Origin of the sequence: Nonomuraea phyllanthi, from assembly GCF_006334985.2 — a bacterium.
In the GTDB taxonomy this organism is placed as follows: domain Bacteria; phylum Actinomycetota; class Actinomycetes; order Streptosporangiales; family Streptosporangiaceae; genus Nonomuraea; species Nonomuraea phyllanthi.
In genome coordinates this window covers 130864-149670 of the sequence record NZ_VDLX02000019.1, presented here as the reverse complement: position 1 = coordinate 149670, position 18807 = coordinate 130864, and the positions used below count along the sequence as shown (strand labels likewise).

Genomic DNA, 18807 nt, shown 5'->3' with positions numbered 1-18807 from the left:
TATGGAAACGGTAGGTACGTCCCATGCAGAAGTACTCCCTTGAGGCCAAGATCCGCGAGCACCTCGAGCGCGCGGCGGCCTCCTCGACCGGCCGCAGCTCCGAAACCGTCTACGGCGGCCACGAGCACGTCCTGCGCCAGACCCTCATCACGCTGAGCGCGGGCACCACGCTCGCCGAGCACGAGAACCCCGGCGAGGCCACGGTGCTCGTGCTGCGCGGGCGGGTGCGGCTGCGCAGCGGCGACGCCTCCTGGGAAGGGATGGCCGGAGACCTGCTCATCGTGCCGCCCGCCCGGCACAGCCTCGAAGCGATCGAGGACGCCGCCGCGCTGCTGACGGTCGCCAAGACGTCCTGACACGCCGCCAGGGCCACCGTGGTTTCCGGGCGGTGTGGGAGGCCGGTCACACCGCCCGTGGCTGATCAGGACAGGAAGCTCCCGTACGGGCCGTTGAGGATCCTGTCCTTCTGCGTCTGGCTGAAGGTGCAGTTCGGGTAGCCGTAGAACGACGCCGACATGCACGTCCCATCGGTGGACGTGGCGTCGGGCAGGCCGAAGGCGTGTCCCAGCTCGTGCACCATGCCGCCGTACCAGCGGTTCATCGGGCCGTTGACGCCGGCGGCGCCGTCGGCGTCGTGGCCGCTGAGGATCACCCAGCCGTTGCCGCCGCCACCACCGGCGCCCTCACCTTCGGCGCTGACCTCGCCGACGTTGACCCAGCGGCTGTCGGGCGCGCCGAGGCCGAACTTGCGACGCAGCTCCTCCTGCATGTTGCAGACCGCCCACCAGTATTTCTCGCCGCATCTCGGCGTGTTCTCGTACCAGGTGCGCGGCTGGTCGCCGTTGACCACCTCGACGACCGGGCTGTTCAGCGTGAACGTCTTGCCCAGCTGCTGCTTGAAGAAGCGCTGCGCCTCCCGCATGACGTTCGCTATGCCGTCCGGGTAACGCTGGTCGTAGGCCACGTCCGACGGCTTGAGCCAGAAGGCCCGGACGGTCCGCACCGGCGGGGTTCCCGGCGTGGGTGTCACGGTCGGGGTGGGTGTCGGTGTGGGTGTCGGGGTCGGCGTGGGGGAAGCGGTCGTGCCGCCCGTGCAGGCGACGCCGTTGAGCGTGAAGCCGGTCGGGACGGGATTGCTGGAGTTGTTCCACGTGCCGTTGAACCCGAACGAGGTACTGCCGCCGGTCGCCAGGGAGCCGTTCCAGCTCGCGTTGGTCGCGGTCACCGTGCTGCCGCTCTGCGTCACGTCGGCGTTCCATGCCTGGCCGACCGTCTGCCCGGCGCCGAAGGTCCAGCGCAGTGTCCAGCTCGACAGGGGGTCGCCGAGGTTCCTGATCGTGATGTTGGCGCCGAAGCCGCCGGCCCACTGCGAGGCGACGGCATAGCCGATCTGGCAGCCGGCGGCGACGGCGCGCGCCTGGACCGCGGTCACCACCGCCATGCCGGTCAGGCACGCGGCCACGGCGACGGCGGCGATGCCGGCGCGTAAGCGTCGTTGGTGCATGTGATTCCTCCGTTGTGGCTCGAACGGGACTGTGGTTCGGGACGGGAGGCGCAATTCTGTTATCGCTAACAGAGCGACATCGTGCAGAGCCATCGCCGATGCGGTCAAGGGCGCTCGGGAAGAGCACCTGTTGACGTGCGAATATGCCTGGCCATCCAGGAAAGTTTCATGACAGCACGTCACATACGACTCTTCACATCGCCGGCATGCTCCCATATTTTGGTAGCGCTAACATTTGGAGCTCCCATTCAGGGGCGCCCGGCGGGCGTGCGCCGCCCACCGCCCTTCGACATAGGATCTTTTCCGCTGGTATTCGCCCGATTGTCGGACCCCATTGTCGGAAAGGCCGCGATGTCCCACCCCCTCAGCCGGCGGTCCGCCCTGCTGGGCGCCGGGGCCGTGGCCGGCCTCGCCCTGTGGGACGGCCCGGCCGAGGCCGCCGTCGGCGCCGCCGCGTTCGACGCCACGCGCGAGCGGTGGGTGAGCCTGCTGGCCGGCGGGTCGTACAACTACGCCTACACCGACAAGACGGAGGCGATCGAGGGCTCGGCCAACGCGGTGCTGCGCAAGATGGAGCCCGACCCTCGCCGCCCCAGCCTGTGGCCCGACCTGCCGCTCAAGGACCCCCGTACGGGCAACTTCAACCGCTCCTACAACCGCATGCGCACGCTGGCGCTCGGCTGGGCCACCCCGGGCACCGCCATGCACCGGAGCAGGGAGGTCGCCGAGGCCGCGGTCAGGGCGCTGGACTTCCTGTACGAGCACGCCTACCACGAGGACCTCGACCGGCGGGGCAGCAACTGGTTCTGGTGGGAGATCGGCGTCCCCCGCGCGCTGACCGACACCTGCGCCCTGCTGTACGACGGCCTGCCCGAGCGCCGTCTCCGGCGCTGGCTGCGCCCCCTGCGCCGGTGGTGCCCCGACCCTGAGCGGCGCATCAGCCACCCCGGCGTCGTCGAGACCGGCGCCAACCGGGCGAGCAAGGCCATGGCGGTGGCGATGCGCGGGCTGCTCACCTACGAGGCGCGCCTGGTCAAGCGGGCCAGGGACGCGGTCTCCGACCTGCTGCGGCCGACCTCGGGACCGGGCGACGGCTTCTACCGTGACGGGTCGTTCATCCAGCACGACGTGTACCCGTACACCGGCAGCTACGGCGTGGACTACCTGGAGAGCGTGGCCAAGCTGATCGCCATGCTGTCCAGGTCGCCGTGGGAGATCAACGGGATCGGGAACGTCTACCACATCGTGGAGCGCTCCTTCGTGCCGTTCATCTTCGACGGGCTGATGATGGACTGCGTACGCGGCCGGCAGATCTCCGTGCAGGGCCACCGCGACTACCACTCGGGGCAGAAGGCGGTCGAGGCCGTCCTCACCCTACTGGAGACGGCGCCCGACCGCTATGCCAGGCGCTGGAAACCGCTGGTGAAGGGCTGGCTCACCCGCAACCGGGCCATCCCCTACGACACGCTCGCGCCGCTGCCGAGCGTCGCGAGGGCCAGGGCGCTGCTGGACGACCCGTCGGTGCCGGTCGGGCCGCGGACGACGGGCACGTACGTCTTCGCCGACATGGACCGGATCGTGCACCGCCGCCCCACCTGGGCGTACGCGATCGCGATGAGCTCGGAGCGCATCGGCGCGGCCGAGGCCATGAACCGGGAGAACCTGCACGGCTGGTACACCGGCGACGGCATGACCTACCTCTACACCGGCGATCTCACCCACTGGAACGACGACCTGTGGCCCACGATCGACCCGTACCGCCTGCCGGGCACGACGGTCGACACCCGCAGGCGCGCCGACCTCGCGCACGGCAGGCGCCGCCTGCCGCCCACCCCGTGGGCGGGCGGCGTGGCGCTCGACGGCGAGTACGGCGTGGCGGCCATGAAGCTGGTCGCCGGCGGCTCCTCGCTGCGGGCCAAGAAGGCGTGGTTCCTGCTCGACGACGCGGTGATCGCCCTGGGCACCGGCATCACCGCCTCCGACGGCCGCCGTATCGAGACCGTCGTCGAGAACCGCAACACCCACGACCGCCATCCGCCGCTGGCCCAGGGCGACGGCTGGTTCCACCTGAACGGCGTGGCCGGTTACGCGCTGCTCGACGGCGCCGACGCGAAGGCGATCCGCATGGAGCGCACCGGCCGCTGGCGCGACATCGACAAGGGCGCCACCACCGGAGGCGACACGACGCCTGTCACGAGGCACTACACGACGATCCTCATCGACCACGGCGTCGATCCGCGCAAGGCGCGCTACGCCTATGCCGTGCTGCCCGGCGCCTCCGCCACGCAGACCGCGGCCTACCGAGGGCGGGTCGAGATCCTCGCCAACTCGGCGTCTGTGCAGGCCATCACCCGCGACAACCTGCTCGCCGCCGTCTTCTGGCGCGCGGCGACCGTCGAGACCGTGTACGGCCCGCTCGCCGCCGACGGCCCGTGCACGCTGCTGGCCCGCCTGGACCGCGAGCACGTACGGCTCGCGGTCTCCGACCCCTCCAGGACCGCCGACGAGGTGAAGATCACGCTGCCCTGGCCGGTGAAGTCGGTCAAGGAGGGCGACCGCGGCGTGCGCAGGGCCAGGGGCGCGGTCACGGTGGAGGTCGGCGGCAGCCGCGGGCACGCCCGCACCGCGGTGGTGGCCGTCTGACGTCTGACCGGCTCCATCAACCGTGTGAGGACGCACCCGGCGGCGCCGACGGCGACCGCCACCGGGGCGGCTGAGGCACGTCAGCCGATGATCGCGTTGAGGAAGGCCACGGCGGAGCCGAATGCGGCGCAGGCAGCGATGATCAGCTCAGGAACGGAGAAGCCCGCCCAGAGACCGAGCGCGCCCACGGCGACGCCGATCACGGTCGCTATCGTGAAGATCAGGGCCGAGCGGACGGACAGCAGGGCTTTCTCGCTTGAGGTGTTGTGCCAGGCAAGGGTCTCTGGAGTGGGTCGACCCGAGTGTGGGCTCATGCCGGTGTCCTTGTCATGGAAGAGTCGTCGGTGATCCCCTGTCGCGAGCCAGAGGGCGTTCACGTGGAGTGACGAAATTGAACTTACTGCGTCGCGCCCGAACCTCGATCGCGTGTTCCCGTTGTGGCGGACCTTAGGCATCCGACCAGCGGCTTGTCGGTTAGATAGGAATGCTCTAATGGTGGTGATCCGCCATGTTTTGTCGTTCCACGCATGATGGCGCGACATCGATCGTCCGTCACACCTCGATCACACAGTGCGACCGAGCTGATGTGACGAGGGTCACAGGCAAAATCTGGAGAGCTGCGACACTTCGGCGTGGCGTGATGCCGCGGCCGGGAGACCGATCGTGGCGCCGGCGTCGCGGACGTCTTGGGCGTCGTTCACCTGGTCGCTTCGGCGAGGGCCTTCAGCACGGCGGCGATGGCGGGCGGGTCGGGCGGGTCGCCGTAGGTGACGGCGTGGATCTGGCGGGAGAAGCCGGTCAGCTCGGTGGCGTGGACGCCGGGGTGGCGGTGGGCTTGGAGCGCGAGACCCGGCAGGGTGGTGACGCCCCGGCCGGCGGCGACGAGGGCCTGCACGACCACGATGTCGTCGCTGAGTGACGCGATGCGCGGGGTGAAGCCTTCCTTCCCGCACACGTTGACCAGCTCGTTCCGGCACCGCAGGCACCCGCCGATCCAGGCGGAATGGCGGTGGTCGGCGATGCTGTCGCCGGGCCGCCGGCTGACGAGGTAGATGCGGTCGTCGCAGAGGTGGACGAGGCGGAACCCCTCCTCTTCCTCAAGCGGCGCGTCCGCGTGCTGGAAGATGAGCGCGAGGTCGATCTCGCCGTGCCGCAGCATCTGCAGCGACTCGACCGGGTGGCTGTCGATCAGGATCAGCTCGAGTCCCGGGTGCGCCTGGTCCAGCGCGACGGCCGCCTTGGGCACGATCGTGCTCAGCGCCGACGCGTTGGCGGCCAGCCGGACCCGCCCCGCCTCCAGGCCCACCTGTGCCGCCAGCTCGTTGGCGGCCGCGTCGACCCGTCCCACGATCTCGGCGGCCCGGACGGCCAGCAGTCGCCCTTCCGCGGTCAATCGGATCCCGCGGCCGACCCGCTGGATCAACTTGGCGCCGGTGTCCGCTTCCAGGCGTGCCAGGTGGTGACTCACCGACGATTGCGAGTAGTGCAGCTCTTTCGCCGCTTCCGTCACGGACCCGTGCCGCGCCACCGCGGCCAGAACCTTGAGATGAATCAGGTTCAGCATTCATCGAGAATATCGATGCAATTGTCGAAACATTAGCATTAGACGCCATAAATGCATTGGTCCATGCTGGTGCTCGCCAGGAAGAACGACGCCGAAGGAGCACCTGATGTCCGACGTACGAGTGCACAACTTCTCCATCTCGCTCGACGGCTTCGCCACCGGCGCCGGCCAGTCCGCCGACGCCCCGTTCGGCCACGCCGGCGAGCGCCTGCACGAATGGATGTTCACCACCCGGTTCTGGCATGAGATGGGTGGCGGCCGGGAGGGCGGCACCGGCGCCGACCACGCGTTCGCCGCGATGCACAGCGCCGGCATCGGCGCCGAGATCATGGGCGCCGGCAAGTTCGGCCCGCCCGGCTGGCAGGACGACCCCGACTACAAGGGCGCCTGGGGACCCAACCCGCCGTTCCACACGCCGGTCTTCGTCCTCACCCACCGGCCGCGGCCGTCGATCGAGATGGAGGGCGGCACGACGTACCACTTCCTGGACGCCTCACCCGCCGAGGCGCTCAAGAAGGCCCGCGAGGCGGCCGATGGAAAGGACGTGCGGCTCGGCGGCGGCGCCACGATGATTCGCGACTTCGTCGCCGAAGGGCTGGTCGATCACATGCACCTGGTCCAGGTCCCGATCGTGCTCGGCCGCGGCGTCCGGATCTGGGACGGCCTGGAGGCGATCGAGGACGTGTACGACATCGAGGCGGTCTCGACCCCCAGCGGCGTCACGCACCTGACCTTCACCGCCAAGCGCCGGTGACCGCGCAGGGAAGGCCACTCGTACGGCGGCTCATCACGAGCGCCGCAGCTACGCCGGGTCCGGCAGGTCTCCGAGCTCCTCGGCCACCTTGGCGGCCTCCTCGGTCAGGCCGCACTCCTCCAGCAGCCGTGCCGCCTCCGTCAACGCCTTCCGGGCCTCCTCGATCCGGCCCAGCTGCCGCAGCGCGCCGCCCAGCCCGCGTTGGGCTCTGCCCACGACCTGAAGGATGGGGTGGGCGCTCAGCTCGCCCAGAGCCTGGTGGAAGAACTCGACCGCGTCCTCCCAGCGTTCGAGCGCCAGGCAGGCGTGGGCGAGCTGGCTCAGGACGGCCCCGAGGCCGTAGCTGACCATGGCCGAGGAACCGCCGTAGGCGGGGTCACGCATCGTGGCCACCACCGACAGGCCGTGCTCCACGGCATCCTCGAAGCGGCCCGCCCGCCGCAGCGCGCTCATGTGACGCATCATGGCCTGGGGATAGCCCTCCGCGTCCCCGGCCTGCAGGAAGAGCTCGGCGGCTCGCCGGCTGTAGTCAAGGTCGCGCTCCAGGGTCTCCGTGGAGGCGCGAGGAAGGGCTTCCGAGGCATACGCCAGCGCCCAGCCCTGCTGGCGTACGTCGCCGACCTCACGGGCGGCCTCCAGTCCCCGCAGCGCGGTCGCCTCCGCCTCCTCGTGACGCCGCTCCACGGTCAGCGCCCAGGACAGCCAGTTGAGGTGCACCGCCTCCTGCAACCGGTCGCCCATGGCGCGCGCCGCGCCGGAGGACAGCTCGAACACCTCCCGCCAGTGCCCCCACGGCCTCCACAGGTCGGCGAACCAATCCAGGGACCCCACCACCTCGACCACCGTCGCGTGCTCTCCACGCCGGGCCGCCGAGCGCAGTGCCTCCAGCCAGGCCGTGCCTTCCGTCTGCAGCCAGTCGCTCGCCTCCTGCCGGCTGTCGAGCGTGACCGTCGACCGCCACTCCGGCGGCGGCGCACCGTCCTTGAACCAGCGTCCGGCCACCCCTGCCACGTCCAGCAGCCAGCTCTCCATCCGCACGCGCGCCTCCTGGCGCACCGCGACGGGCTCCTCCTGCTCCAGCTGGGTGCGGGCGTACAACCGGACCAGGTCGTGGAAGACGTAACGGCCGGCGTACGGGGAGGTCAGCAGGCCCAGCTCGACCAGTTCCTCCAGCGCGTCCTCGGCCTCGTACAGGTCCGCCCCGGTCAGGACCGCGGCCAGCGGCACCCCGAAGTCCGGCGCGGCGGCCAGCGCCAGCCGCCGGAAGGCGACCCGCGCCGTCCCGGACACCTGCCGGTACGAGAGCGCGAACGCGGCGGCCACCGCCAGGTCCCCCGCCGCCAGCGACTCCAAGCGGCGCTCCTCATCACCCAGCCGGCCCGCGAGCTGGCTCACCGTCCAGCCCGGCCGGCTCAGCAGCCGGTTCCCCGCGATCCGCACCGCCAGCGGCAGGTTCCCGCACAACCGGGCCAATCGCGCCACGCCGTCCGGATCGGCCTCGGTCCGCTTCCCGCCCACGATCGCCTGCAACAGCCCGGCCGCCTCCTGATCGGTCAGCTGGCCCAGCGGGATCTGCCGCGCCCCCTCCAGCCCGGACAGGGAACGCCGGCTCGTGACGATCGTCATCACCGCCCCGGACGCCGGCAGCAGCGGCCGCACCTGCGCCTCGTCGGCGGCGTTGTCCAGCACGATCAGGCACCGCCGATCGGCCAGCAGCGCCCGGTACAGCCCCGCGCGCTCCTCCTCATCGCTGGGAACCCGCCGTTCGGTCACGCCCAGGGCCTTCAACAGCCGCAGCAACGCCGTCGCCACGGTCAGCGGGGCACTGTCCATGCCGCGCAGGTCCACGTAGAAGCAGCCGTCCGGGAACTCCTCCGCCAACTGCCGGGCGGTGTGCACGGCCAGGGCAGTCTTGCCGATCCCGGCGGTGCCGGAGATCGAAGCCACCACCGCGGCCTCTCGCGGGCCGGCCTGCTCCGCCAGGAGGCGCAGCGTTTCCAGCTCTCGCGCCCGGCCGGTGAAATCGCCCGCCTCACGTGGCAGTTCACACGCGCCCGGCACCGGCCCACGCGGCCGCGGCCGGCCCGCCCTGGCGGCCTCCACCAGCTCCGCCCGCTGCTCATCACTCAGCCGCAACGCCTCGGCCAGCGCCTGCACCGTCCGCTGCTGCGGGCCCCGGCTGGCACCGCGCTCCATGCTCCCGATCGCCCGCACGCTCACCCCGGACGCGTGCGACAACTCCTCGATCGTCAAGTGCGCGGCCTGCCGCAAACTCCGCAGGAGCGGGCCGAACGAGCTGACCATCCGTCCTCCTCAGCACCGCCGGCGCTCCGGGCGGATTGCTCCAAAATACCCGGAGTTCCGGCGATCAGCGGTCAGCGAGCCCCGGTCCGGGGCGGCCATGTGAGAGGCCGGAGGAACGTCCAGTCAGGTTCGGCAGGGCTCAGACGTGCAGGGCGGGCCGGTAGACGAGCTCCTGGATGTGGCCGTCGAGCGTCCGGTGCTCGATCAGTTCGAGGTCGAAGTCGGCCGCCCCCTGGAAGATCGGGTCCGCTCCGGTCTGCCCGGTGATCACGGGGAAGAGCGTCACCTGCACGCGGTCGACCAGGCCGGCGGCCATCAGCGCCCGGTTCATCGCCAGGCTGCCGTGCGAGCGAAGCGGCACCTCGGACTCCTCCTTGAGCCGGGCGACGACCTCGACGGCGTCGCCGCTCACGACGGTCGCGTCCGGCCAGTCGAGGGGTCCCTGCAGCGTCGTCGACACCACCGTCGCCGGCAGGTTCGTCATCCGGGTGACCCACGGGTCACGCACCTCGGACTCCTCGGTGCTCGAGGCCAGCATCTCCGCGAACGCCCGATACGTGGTGGCCCCGAAGACCATCCGCTGCTCCTCGCTGTACAGGGCGAGGCGGTGGTCGAGAAGCTCCGGGCCCTGCTTGCCCCAATAGCCGGTCCAGTTGCCGCCGGCGGCGCCGAAGCCGTCGAGGCTGCTGAAGACGTCGAAGGTGTACGTAGCGGTCATGTCGCTCTCCCGGAGTGCCCGTTGGTGGCGTGTCAGTGATACAGACCACCGGCCACGGCGAAACTCATCGCCGCTCCTCGCGTGACAGCCGGGACAGGGGCAGGGACAGGGTGCCGTGCCGGCCATGCTCATCTTCAGCGGGCGAGGCCGGCTCCGATCCCTCGCCGGACGTGGCGATGCGCTCGGGAATATCTGTCTGCGCAGACATCTTTATACGCTACGAACCGCTCCACCCGGGCATCACGGAGGATCATCATGAGTGTCACCGCCATCAACACCGCGACCACCAGGACGCAGCCGTCCCCCTTCGAGATCGGCTTCATGACGTTCGTCGAGATCACCAAGGACCCGCGCACCGGCGCGCCTCCGTCAGCGCACCAGCGGGCGCGGGAGACCATCGAGCAGGCCCGCCTCGCCGACCAGGTCGGCCTCGACCTGTTCGCCGTCGGGGAGCACCACCGCACCGACTTCGTCGGCTCGGCCCCGCCGATGGTCCTGGCCGCCGCCGCCGAGGCGACCGAGAGGATCCGCCTGACCAGCTCGGTCACCGTGCTCAGCTCCGAGGACCCGGTGCGCGTGTGGGAGCAGTTCGCCACGCTCGACCAGTTCTCCGGCGGCCGGGCCGAGATCATCGCCGGCCGTGGCTCGTACACGGAGTCGTTCCCGCTGTTCGGCCATGACCTGGCCGACTACGCCGACCTGTTCCGCGAGAAGCTCGACCTCCTGCTCGAGATCCGCGCCCGGAACCCCATCACCTGGAAGGGGCGGTTCCGCCCGGCGCTGGACAACGCCGACATCGGCCCGCGCGCGCTCCAGGACGAGCTGCCGATATGGGTGGGCGTGGGCGGCACCCTGGCGTCCGCGATCAGCACCGGACGCCTCGGCCTGCCCATGGCCATGGCCCTGCTGCTCGGGCCCATCACGTACCACGAGCAGACGGTCGAGATGTACCGCGCCGCCGCCGAGCGGGCCGGTCACGACCCTGCCGCACTGCGCACGAGCATCAACCTGCACGGGTACGTCAGCCGCACGAGTCGGCGCGCACGCGACACCATGTACCCGTACTTCGCCCGGGGCATGATGGACAACAACCACCAGCGCGGCAAGGGGTTCACGATGCCCCGCACCGCGTTCGACGCCCAGACCTCCCCGAACGCCGGCCTCGTCGTCGGGAGCCCGCAAGAGGTGATCGACAAGCTGCTCGCCTACCACGAGATCTACGGCCTGGACCGCGCCCTCATCCAGATGGGCTTCGGCGGCATGCCGCAGAAGGACGTGCTCGACGCCATCGAACTCCTCGGCACCGAAGTGGCTCCCGTGGTGCGGCGCGAGGTCGCCGCGCGGAAGGCGAGGACGGCATGACCGCCCCGCCCTCTGCACCCACCGCACCGTCCGCATCCGCCGTCCACGCTGCCGGCGTCGACGGCGCGGGCGACGCGCCTGGCCGCACGCTGCGCGTGGTGGTCGTCAACGGCAGCCCGAGCGAGAAGTCCAAGACCATGGGACTGGTCGACGTCGTCCTCCAGGAACTGAGCGCCAAGCTCGCCCCCGAGGGCGTCGCGGTCGACCAGACCCGGATCGACGTCTACCGGCTCGGCAGCGCATTCACCGGAGCCGTCGAGCGCGAGCACATCGCACCCGAGGTCGAGGCCGCGCTCCGCCAGGCCGAGCAGGCCGACCTGCTGATCGCGGCCACCCCGGTGTTCCGCGGTTCGTACACCGGCCTGTTCAAGCACTTCTTCGACCTGATCGACCAGTACGCGCTCGCGAACAAGCTGGTCCTGCTGGCCGCCACCGGCGGCGGCGACCACCACGCCCTCGTCCTGGAACACGCGCTCCGGCCGCTGTTCGGGTTCTTCCAGGCGATGACCGTCCCGGTGGCCGTCTTCGCCTCGTCGGGTGACTTCGACGGCACCAGCCTGCTCAACCCCCGCGTCTACGGACGCGTCGAGATGGCGATCACCGACGTGCTCGACCTGCTCAAGGCGCGCTCGGCCCCCTCACCGATCAGGAGGTGACGCCGTACGGCGACGGGCAGGTCCGTACGCAGGTGCAGGAGATCCATCGTTCGGCCGACAACTCGCGGACCTGGACGCGCTTCCTGCCAGGGACGCCCGGCCTGGATCGGGGCGGATCAGCCCTTCCTGACCGCCTCGCCCACCTGGGCCGGTGAAGTGCGCCAGGGGGCGCCGTGGCCGGGGAGCACCCAGGACGCCGACAGGCCGGCGATCCGGTCGAGGGAGGAGAGCGCTTCGTCCGGATCGTCGGTGAAGGGCGCGGGCTGCGGGCCTTCGCGCCCGGTGAGGACGTGCCGCGTGGTCAGGGCGTCGCCGACGAAGACCGCGTCGGCGACCGGCACGTGCACCGCCACGCTGCCTGGGGAGTGCCCCGGCATGCCCACGATCACCGGGCTTCCGGGCAGGTCGAGGACGTCGCCGTCACCGATCTCGGTGACCTCGCCGACGTAGCGGGGGCGCAGGCCGTTCTTGCGGATGGAGTAGCCGAAGAACCCGAGCGTCGGGCCGAGGCGCATGGGGCCGACCGCCACCTTGGGTTTCTCCCCCGTGCGGGCGCGGACGGCGTCGGCGGCGTGCACGAACACCGGTACGCCGTGCGCGCGTCGCAGGCGTTCGGCGAAGCCGATGTGGTCGGAGTCGCCGTGGGTCAGCACGAGCCCGCGGATGTCGTCGACGGACTTGCCCAGAGCGCGGAGTTCGTGCTGCAGATCCCGCCAGTGGCCGGGCAGTCCCGCGTCGATGAGCGTGATGCCCTCGGCGGTGTCGACGAGGTAGCACGCCACGAGATCGTTACCGAGGCGGTGCAGATGGGGCGCGAGTTTCATCGGGACTTCCTTCGGAACCCTGGACGGCTATCATGGCTAACATAATTAGCCATGATGGCTAACGTCAATAGCTTTCGTCCGGGATGACCAACGATGCCGACCCCTGAGAAGACCTCGCTGCGCAGGATCGTCGCCGCGGGACGCGATCTGCTGGAGGCGCACGGCCAGCAGGGGCTGACCATGCAGAACGTCGCCGAACGGGTGGGAGTGCGCGCCCCGTCCCTGTACAAGCACGTCGGCAGCCGCGCGGCCCTGCTGGCGGCCGTCGCCGAGGCCACCATCGACGACCTGATCGCCCTGCTGGAGTCGACCGACGGGTCGCTCGAGGGGCTGGCGCGCGGCTACCGGCGATTCGCCCATGCCTGGCCGCAGGGCTTCCGGCTGATGCTCTCCCCCGACGCGCCGCCCGAGGCCCTCGCCCGCGTGGCCGTCCCGGTACTGGACGCCTCCAGGCGACTCGTCGGCGAACGGGACGCGCTCGAAGCCGCGCGCCTGGTCACGGCCTGGGCCAACGGCTTCATCGAGATGGAGCTCATCGGCGCCTTCCGGCTCGGCGGCGACGTCGACCATGCCTTCGAGTACGGCCTGGCCGGCATACGCCGAGCACTGGCGACCGCTCCCTAGCGAACATGGGCCTGCACGCAGCCATCGGACACCTCCCGCCCGACGAGTTCGAGGCGATCTCCTACGCCCGACACCAGCCCGGCGAAGCCTGGCAGTCGACCGCTGAGGTTCCGTGCGTCAGGGCCGTCCGTTGTCGGCGTCCGTGCAGTCACGGTTTCGGCGAGGCTCGCCGCGATGTCCGGTTAATGTCCTGCGGAGACCCTGGAACGGTTCCCGGGCTCGCTCAAGGATGTCCATGTGAATCATGCGATGTTCCCTGACCCATCATCGCGACGCCCCAACACGCTGGGAGCACTGCGATTTGGCGTGCTCGGAACGCTGGCCATCTGGTGGGAGGAAGGCTGTATCGAGATAGCCGCCGCCAAGCATCGGACCGTGCTGGCGATCTTGCTCGCCAATCCGAACCGGACCGTGAACGTCGGCATGCTCATCGACGAGCTGTGGCCGGGCCTGGCTCCGAGCACGGCGAGGAAGACCGTTCAGGGCTACGTCTGGCGGCTGCGCCGCGCGCTCGGGCCGTTCGCCGACCGGCTGGTGACCACCGGTTCGGGCTACAGGATGGTCCTGCCCGCGGACGGGACCGACGTCCTGGAGTTCGAGAGGTCGGTCGACACCGCGCGCGTCGCCCTCCACGCCGGCGCGTCCGAGAGGGCGGTCGGCGAGCTGACCCGGGCGCTCGACCTCTGGCGCGGGCCGGCTTTCGACTGCGTGCCCCGCAGCCCCGCCATCGAGGCGTACGCGGTCCGGCTCGACGAGGCGTACGTGGCCGCGCAGGAGTCGCTCATCGCGACCCGGCTCAGCCTCGGCCGGCCTGCCGAGGTGGTGCCCGACCTGGTCGGGCTGGCTGCGGCACATCCCCATCGCGAGTCGCTGCATCGCCACCTCATGACGGCGCTCCACCGTACGGGGCGGCGGCTGGACGCGCTCGACGTCTTCCGGCGCCTGCGTTTCCGGCTGGCCGCCGACTACGGGCTCGAGCCCGATCGGCAGACCGTGGAACTTCACCAGGCGCTGCTCCAGGACCGCGTCGACGTGGCGGGCTTCCCCCAGCGGTGACCGTCCGCCCGCCCATCCCCACCCCCTCGTGATCGCCGTTCCCGCGTGAGTCGGCTCTTCACGGCCCACTTTGGAGATCTTCAGCATGCCTGATGCCCACCTTCTGCCTCCGGCGACAACGTCGAAGGCCACCGCCGTGGCAACGGCGATCATGCATCGCCTGTCCGACGAGACGCTCGTCACCGAGGTGGCGAAGGACGCGTCGCGAACGATGGGCCTGCCGGTCTGGGAGCCTGGAGCGTCACTGTACGCGGGTGCCGCCGGCAGCGCGCTCGCCTTCGCGTACGCGGCGCGAGCCTGCCCCGACTCCTCCGAGCACTGGTGGGCCCAGGCCCACCGCTGGTTGAAGCTGGCCGCCGCCGGCACCCGGGACAAGCCCCTGGTGGTCCCCGGTCTCTCGGACGGGACCGCCGGCATGGCGCTCGCCGTAGCCGGATGCGACCCGGACGGCCGGTACGCCCGGACGCTGAGCGGCCTGCACACCCGGCTCTCCGAGCAGGTCGGCCGGCCGGACCTGGCCGACGACCACGACTTCTTCTACCCGGACTACGACGTGATGACCGGGCCGGCCGGGATTCTCGGCCAGCTGGCCCCCCATCTTGCGGATCCCACGGCGCTGCGGGTGGCCTCCGGCATCGTCGAACGCCTCATCGCCCGCTGTGACACCGCCGGCCCTCGCGAGCATGAGAGCGGATCGCTGCGCACCGCGCCATGGAAACCCTGGTTCATCGCCCGGAAGCACTACGACCGCTGGAAGGAGGAGGTCCGGCTCAACCCGTACGGCTTCGTGAATCTCGGGCTCGCCCACGGCATCCCCGGACCCCTGGCGGCGCTCAGCCGGGCCTGGCTGGCCGGGCACCGTGCCCCCGGGCTCCGCGAAGCGATCCGCGCCCTCGGCGACCAGCTCGTCGCGGCGTCGCGGCACGAGGACTGGGGCCGCACCTGGCCGCGAGTCCTGCCGTTCGACGAGGCGGGCGAGGTCGCGCCGGACAGAGGCCGCCCGACCCGGCCCTCCTATTGTTACGGTGCTCCCGGCATCGCCTCGGCGCTGCTCGACGCCGCCGACGCGCTCGGGGACGACACGATGCGGACCGTCGCCGTGGAGGGCTTCGAGGCCGCGCTGCGCCAGATGGAGGACCTGCCGGCCGCGGCGCTGAACTACCCAGGGCTGTGCCACGGCGACGCCGGGATGGTGCTGATCTGCCGCAAGTTCGCCACCCAGACCGGCAGCGCGGCGGCCCGATCGGCGCTGGAACGTCTGGTCGACCGGCTGCTCGGCCACTGCGACCCGGACCGCCCCCTGCTCGTCCGGGACTACCGGCCGGTGCAGGCCGCGGAGCCGGGATCGCCGTCGGCTCTCGACCCGGACGGCACCTGGGTCGACAACCCCGGGTTGCTGGAGGGCGCCGCCGGCGTCGCGCTGACGCTGTTGTCCGTCGCCACGCCCGTACCCCCCTTCTGGGCCCGGGCCGTTCTCGTCAACTGACCGAGTATCCGAGACCGGGAGGAAAGTCGAATGGCGCAGCCTGGCAGCGGCCCCGTCGCGACCGCGCGGGCGTACGGCACCGGCCTGTACGCGGCATCGGACCTGTTCGTGCTCCGAGCGCCCGTGCTGCCCGCCGACACTTTCGTCAATCTGGGCGCGAACGCGGCCGTGCCGGCGCCTGCCGGCACGGCCGATACGCTGGCCGCCGCCCGAGCCGAGGGCCGCGGGACCCTTCGCACGCTGGCCGCCTCGCCGCGGGTCCGCCAGGCGATTCAGGTCGCCAGCCCGAGCCTGGCCGCCGCACTGCCCAGACTCGACGAGAACGTCCCGCGGGACCGAACCGCCGACCGTGCGTACGCCGCGCTGCTCCGCTACCTCATCCGGATGTCGACCCGCCCCACCCCCCTGGGATTGTTCGCCGGAGTCGCCCCCGGTGCGTTCCTGAGCGAGCCCGCGGCGGGCGGCGAGGGGATCGCGACGCTGGACCGCGACCCGGTGCGGGCCACGCGCACCCGAGCCGACAGCGCATGGCTGGCCAACCTGGTGGAACGGATCGGGCGCGACCCGAAGGTCCGCGACAGGCTGCGGGTACGGGTCAACGCGCTGCTGCGGCGCGCCGGGGACAGAGCCGTGCTGGTCAAGGCCGACGGCATGGACGAGCCGGAGCGGATCGAGCTGGCCGTCAACCCCGCCTTCGCGGCGGTGCTGGACCTGGCGGGGCACGAGCCGGCCTACGGCGAGCTCGCGGCCGCGCTGGCCCACCGCTTCCCGAGCACGTCCCCCGAGAAGATCCGCGCTCTGCTCGACCGGCTCTGGGACCTGGGCGTTCTCCTTCCAGACCTGCTGCCCTCCCCGACCGAGCCGCTGCCCGAGGTGCATCTGGCCAAGCGGCTGATCGACCAGGACGCCCCTACCGGCGTCATCGACGGCCTGACCCGCCTGCGGCAACTGGCTGATGGCGTGGACCGGGGCCACGGCGATGTGGCGGGTCTGGCGCGGCTGGAGGCCCACCAGCGGGCGATGGCGCCGGACTTCACCGGCCCGGCGTTCCAGATCGACACCGCGCTCGCGCTGGAGCCCGCGACCCTGCCCGCGGACGTCGCCGCGGCCGCGGCGGAGGCGGCAGACCTGCTGATGAGGCTCGGCTGCGTGCAGCAGCGGCGCCCGCACATCGCCGGCTACCACGAGGTGTTCCTGGAGCACTACGGCATCGATGCGGAGGTGCCGCTGCTCGACGTGCTCAGCCCGGAGACCGGGCTCGGCCCGCCCGGTTCGTACACCCGGCCCGCCGGCCGGCATCCATGGCCGCGGCAGGCCGGGCAGACGCACCCGGAACGTGACCGGACGTTGGTCGAGCTGGCGTTGCACGCCGCTCGGGAAGGCCGGCCGACGGTCGACCTCGACGACGAGCTGATCGACCGGCTCACCGTCTGGCGCCCGGACGCGGAGCACAGCCGGCCGCGCACCTCCCTGGACCTGTTCTTCGCGCTGGCCGCCGACTCGCCCGAGGCGATACGGGACGGCCGGTGGCGGATGGTGCTCAACACGATCGGGGTCTTCGGCGGCTGGCAGGCCTTCGGCCGGTTCTTCGACCTTTTCGACGAGGCCGCCGTGACCCGCATCCGCGCTCAGCAGCGCCTGGAGGAGGCGCTGCGCCCGGATACGATCTTCGCCGAGCTCAACTACGGGGTCAGGCACCGGGGCGGGAACGTGGCCGGCCACCCGCCCACGCGCGACCACGAAGTGTGCGTGAACGCGGCCGCCACGGGGCCGCCCGTGCGGCAGATTCCGCTGACCGACATCGTCCTCTGCGCAGACGCGGACCATTTCCACCTCCGATCCGTCTCGCTGGGCCGCACCCTCTCGGTCGGCCAGACCCACGCCCTGACCGCCACGCGGGCGCCCAACATCTGCCGTGCCCTGCTGGAGTTCTCGGAGGACGGCTACACCCCGCCGTGCCGGTTCGACTGGGGCGCCGCGGCCGACGCCCCGTTCCTCCCGCGCCTGACCCGCGGCAACGTGGTGGTGCAGCCGGCGCAGTGGACGATCACCGCGGCGACCTTCCCGGCGTGCCAGGACCCGGACGACTTCTTCCGCGCCTGCCGGACCTGGCGGCGCCAGTGGATGGTCCCCCGGTACGTCTATCTGGTCGAACTGGACAACCGGCTCCTGCTCGACCTGGAGCACCCGACCTGGGTCGACTGGTTGCACCGCCACGTGACCCGGCTGCCGGCCCGGTCCGGCGAGTCCGTCCGCCTGCACGAGGCGCTGCCGGGACCCGGCGATCTGTGGCTTCGCGACCGTGCCGGGCGCCCGTATCACGCCGAGCTCGCGGTGCCGCTGGTGCTGCGGGACCGTACCCGGATGCCGGAGCCGGCCGCCGCCAGGACCGCCGCGCCGCCCACCACGACGCGCCGCTGGCTGGCCGGCGACGAGTGGACCCACCTGAAGCTGTACGCCGCCGCGGAGCTGCACGACGCGATCATCACAGGGCCGCTGCGGGAGCTGCTGGCCGACGACCGATTCGGCCGCCTGGTGGACCGCTGGTTCTTCATCCGGTACGCCGACCCCCTGCCCCACCTGCGGCTGCGCTTCCACGCCCGCGGTCCTGAGCCGGCCGCGGAGGTGATGTCGCGGTGCGCGACCTGGGCCCGCGGCCTCGTACACGCCGGCCAGGCCACCGACCTCGTGTTCTGCAGCTACGACCGCGAGGTGGAGCGGTACGGCGGCGGGCATGCGATCGACTCGGTGGAGACCGCCTTCTGGGCCAACAGCCAGGCCGCGGTCGAGCTCCTCCGCCTCCTGCGCACCGGCCGGTTCGACCCCGACCTCGTGCGCGTGGCCGCGCTCCACGAGCTGTACCAGGCCTGGGGCGCCGGCCCGCCGCCACTCGACGGCGACGGCGTGGCGACGTGGATGACCGACGCGGCCCGCAAGCGCTTCCGTGACGTGCGTCCCCTGCTTTGCGAGATCCTCACACCGGGCGAGCGCCGCCCGGACGATCGCGCGCCGGAGTATCGGGCCGCGCTGGAGCCGGTGTTCGCCCGGCAGCGGCGGCCGCTGGCCGAGGCGGGCCGGTGGGTCCGCGATCTCGCCTCCCGCGGGCTGCTGACCGGTGGCGAGCGCGACATCATCGAGAGTCTCGCGCACATGCAGTCGATCCGGCTGGCCGGGATCGACCGTGACCAGGAGCGGTTGAGCTGGGCGCTGTGGTCGCTCAGCCGGCGCGCGATCCGCAGCCGCCCCGCCGCCACGGCCGGAGCCCCACGGTGAACCGCCTGAATGTCCTGCTGCGCACGATACGGCGTCGCC

16 protein-coding genes are annotated in these 18807 nt (G+C 71.5%); 9 read left to right on the top strand and 7 right to left on the bottom strand.

The window, feature by feature from the left end; translation table 11 throughout:
- Window positions 1-23: 23 nt before the first annotated feature.
- The gene (locus tag FH608_RS39150) at window positions 24-356 is read left to right on the top strand and encodes a cupin domain-containing protein (protein WP_139635464.1); all 333 of its coding nucleotides are present in this window, start codon (window positions 24-26) and stop codon (window positions 354-356) included.
- Window positions 357-421: 65 nt separating this feature from the next.
- Here FH608_RS39150 and FH608_RS39145 read toward each other — a convergent pair whose 3' ends face one another.
- On the bottom strand, window positions 422-1504 hold the full coding sequence (locus FH608_RS39145) for a cellulose-binding domain-containing protein (RefSeq protein ID WP_226900289.1): 1083 nt from the start codon (window positions 1502-1504) through the stop codon (window positions 422-424).
- A gap of 351 nt (window positions 1505-1855) precedes the next feature.
- On the opposite strand from FH608_RS39145, the gene FH608_RS39140 reads away from it, so the two are divergent.
- On the top strand, window positions 1856-4147 hold the full coding sequence (locus FH608_RS39140) for a polysaccharide lyase 8 family protein (protein WP_139635462.1): 2292 nt from the start codon (window positions 1856-1858) through the stop codon (window positions 4145-4147).
- A gap of 80 nt (window positions 4148-4227) precedes the next feature.
- Here the strand turns inward: FH608_RS39140 and FH608_RS39135 are convergent, their stop codons facing one another.
- Entirely contained in the window at window positions 4228-4524 is a 297-nt protein-coding gene (locus FH608_RS39135) for a hypothetical protein (RefSeq protein ID WP_139635461.1), read from the bottom strand.
- 320 nt (window positions 4525-4844) lie between these two features.
- Window positions 4845-5711: a LysR family transcriptional regulator gene (locus FH608_RS39130; protein ID WP_139635460.1), complete on the bottom strand. Its 867-nt coding sequence runs from the start codon at window positions 5709-5711 to the stop codon at window positions 4845-4847.
- Window positions 5712-5817: 106 nt separating this feature from the next.
- Between FH608_RS39130 and FH608_RS39125 the strand changes: the two genes are divergently transcribed.
- A complete protein-coding gene (locus FH608_RS39125) occupies window positions 5818-6465 on the top strand; it encodes a dihydrofolate reductase family protein (protein WP_139635459.1) in 648 nt (215 codons plus the stop codon).
- Window positions 6466-6513: 48 nt separating this feature from the next.
- Here the strand turns inward: FH608_RS39125 and FH608_RS39120 are convergent, their stop codons facing one another.
- The 3 genes from FH608_RS39120 to FH608_RS51915 all read right to left on the bottom strand — a co-directional run bounded on the left by FH608_RS39120 (window position 6514) and on the right by FH608_RS51915 (window position 9695).
- Entirely contained in the window at window positions 6514-8769 is a 2256-nt protein-coding gene (locus FH608_RS39120) for a helix-turn-helix domain-containing protein (protein ID WP_139635458.1), read from the bottom strand.
- A gap of 139 nt (window positions 8770-8908) precedes the next feature.
- Window positions 8909-9487 carry a dihydrofolate reductase family protein gene (locus tag FH608_RS39115; protein WP_139635457.1) on the bottom strand — a complete coding sequence of 193 codons (579 nt, stop codon included), beginning with the start codon at window positions 9485-9487 and terminating at the stop codon, window positions 8909-8911.
- Between the two features lie 64 nt (window positions 9488-9551).
- The gene (locus FH608_RS51915) at window positions 9552-9695 is read right to left on the bottom strand and encodes a hypothetical protein (RefSeq protein WP_193318875.1); all 144 of its coding nucleotides are present in this window, start codon (window positions 9693-9695) and stop codon (window positions 9552-9554) included.
- 47 nt (window positions 9696-9742) lie between these two features.
- On the opposite strand from FH608_RS51915, the gene FH608_RS39110 reads away from it, so the two are divergent.
- A complete protein-coding gene (locus tag FH608_RS39110) occupies window positions 9743-10849 on the top strand; it encodes an LLM class flavin-dependent oxidoreductase (RefSeq protein WP_139635456.1) in 1107 nt (368 codons plus the stop codon).
- Window positions 10846-11505 (top strand): NAD(P)H-dependent oxidoreductase, encoded by a 660-nt coding sequence (locus FH608_RS39105; protein WP_139635455.1) that lies wholly within the window; start codon window positions 10846-10848, stop codon window positions 11503-11505. Before FH608_RS39110 ends, FH608_RS39105 begins: the two co-directional genes overlap by 4 nt.
- 116 nt (window positions 11506-11621) lie before the next feature.
- Here the strand turns inward: FH608_RS39105 and FH608_RS39100 are convergent, their stop codons facing one another.
- Complete coding sequence (locus FH608_RS39100; protein WP_139635453.1) at window positions 11622-12329, bottom strand: MBL fold metallo-hydrolase; 708 nt, start codon at window positions 12327-12329, stop codon at window positions 11622-11624.
- Window positions 12330-12422: 93 nt separating this feature from the next.
- Here FH608_RS39100 and FH608_RS39095 point away from each other — a divergent pair, with 93 nt between their 5' ends.
- The 4 genes from FH608_RS39095 (at window position 12423) to FH608_RS39080 (ending at window position 18768) form a co-directional block, all read left to right on the top strand.
- Window positions 12423-12953 carry a TetR/AcrR family transcriptional regulator gene (locus FH608_RS39095; protein WP_139635452.1) on the top strand — a complete coding sequence of 177 codons (531 nt, stop codon included), beginning with the start codon at window positions 12423-12425 and terminating at the stop codon, window positions 12951-12953.
- A 306-nt stretch (window positions 12954-13259) separates the two neighbouring features.
- On the top strand, window positions 13260-14009 hold the full coding sequence (locus FH608_RS39090) for an AfsR/SARP family transcriptional regulator (RefSeq protein ID WP_193318874.1): 750 nt from the start codon (window positions 13260-13262) through the stop codon (window positions 14007-14009).
- 136 nt (window positions 14010-14145) lie between these two features.
- Window positions 14146-15495 carry a lanthionine synthetase C family protein gene (locus tag FH608_RS39085; RefSeq protein WP_193318873.1) on the top strand — a complete coding sequence of 450 codons (1350 nt, stop codon included), beginning with the start codon at window positions 14146-14148 and terminating at the stop codon, window positions 15493-15495.
- A gap of 30 nt (window positions 15496-15525) precedes the next feature.
- Window positions 15526-18768, top strand: coding sequence for a lantibiotic dehydratase (locus FH608_RS39080; protein ID WP_139635448.1), 3243 nt, complete (start codon window positions 15526-15528; stop codon window positions 18766-18768).
- Window positions 18769-18807: the final 39 nt, after the last annotated feature.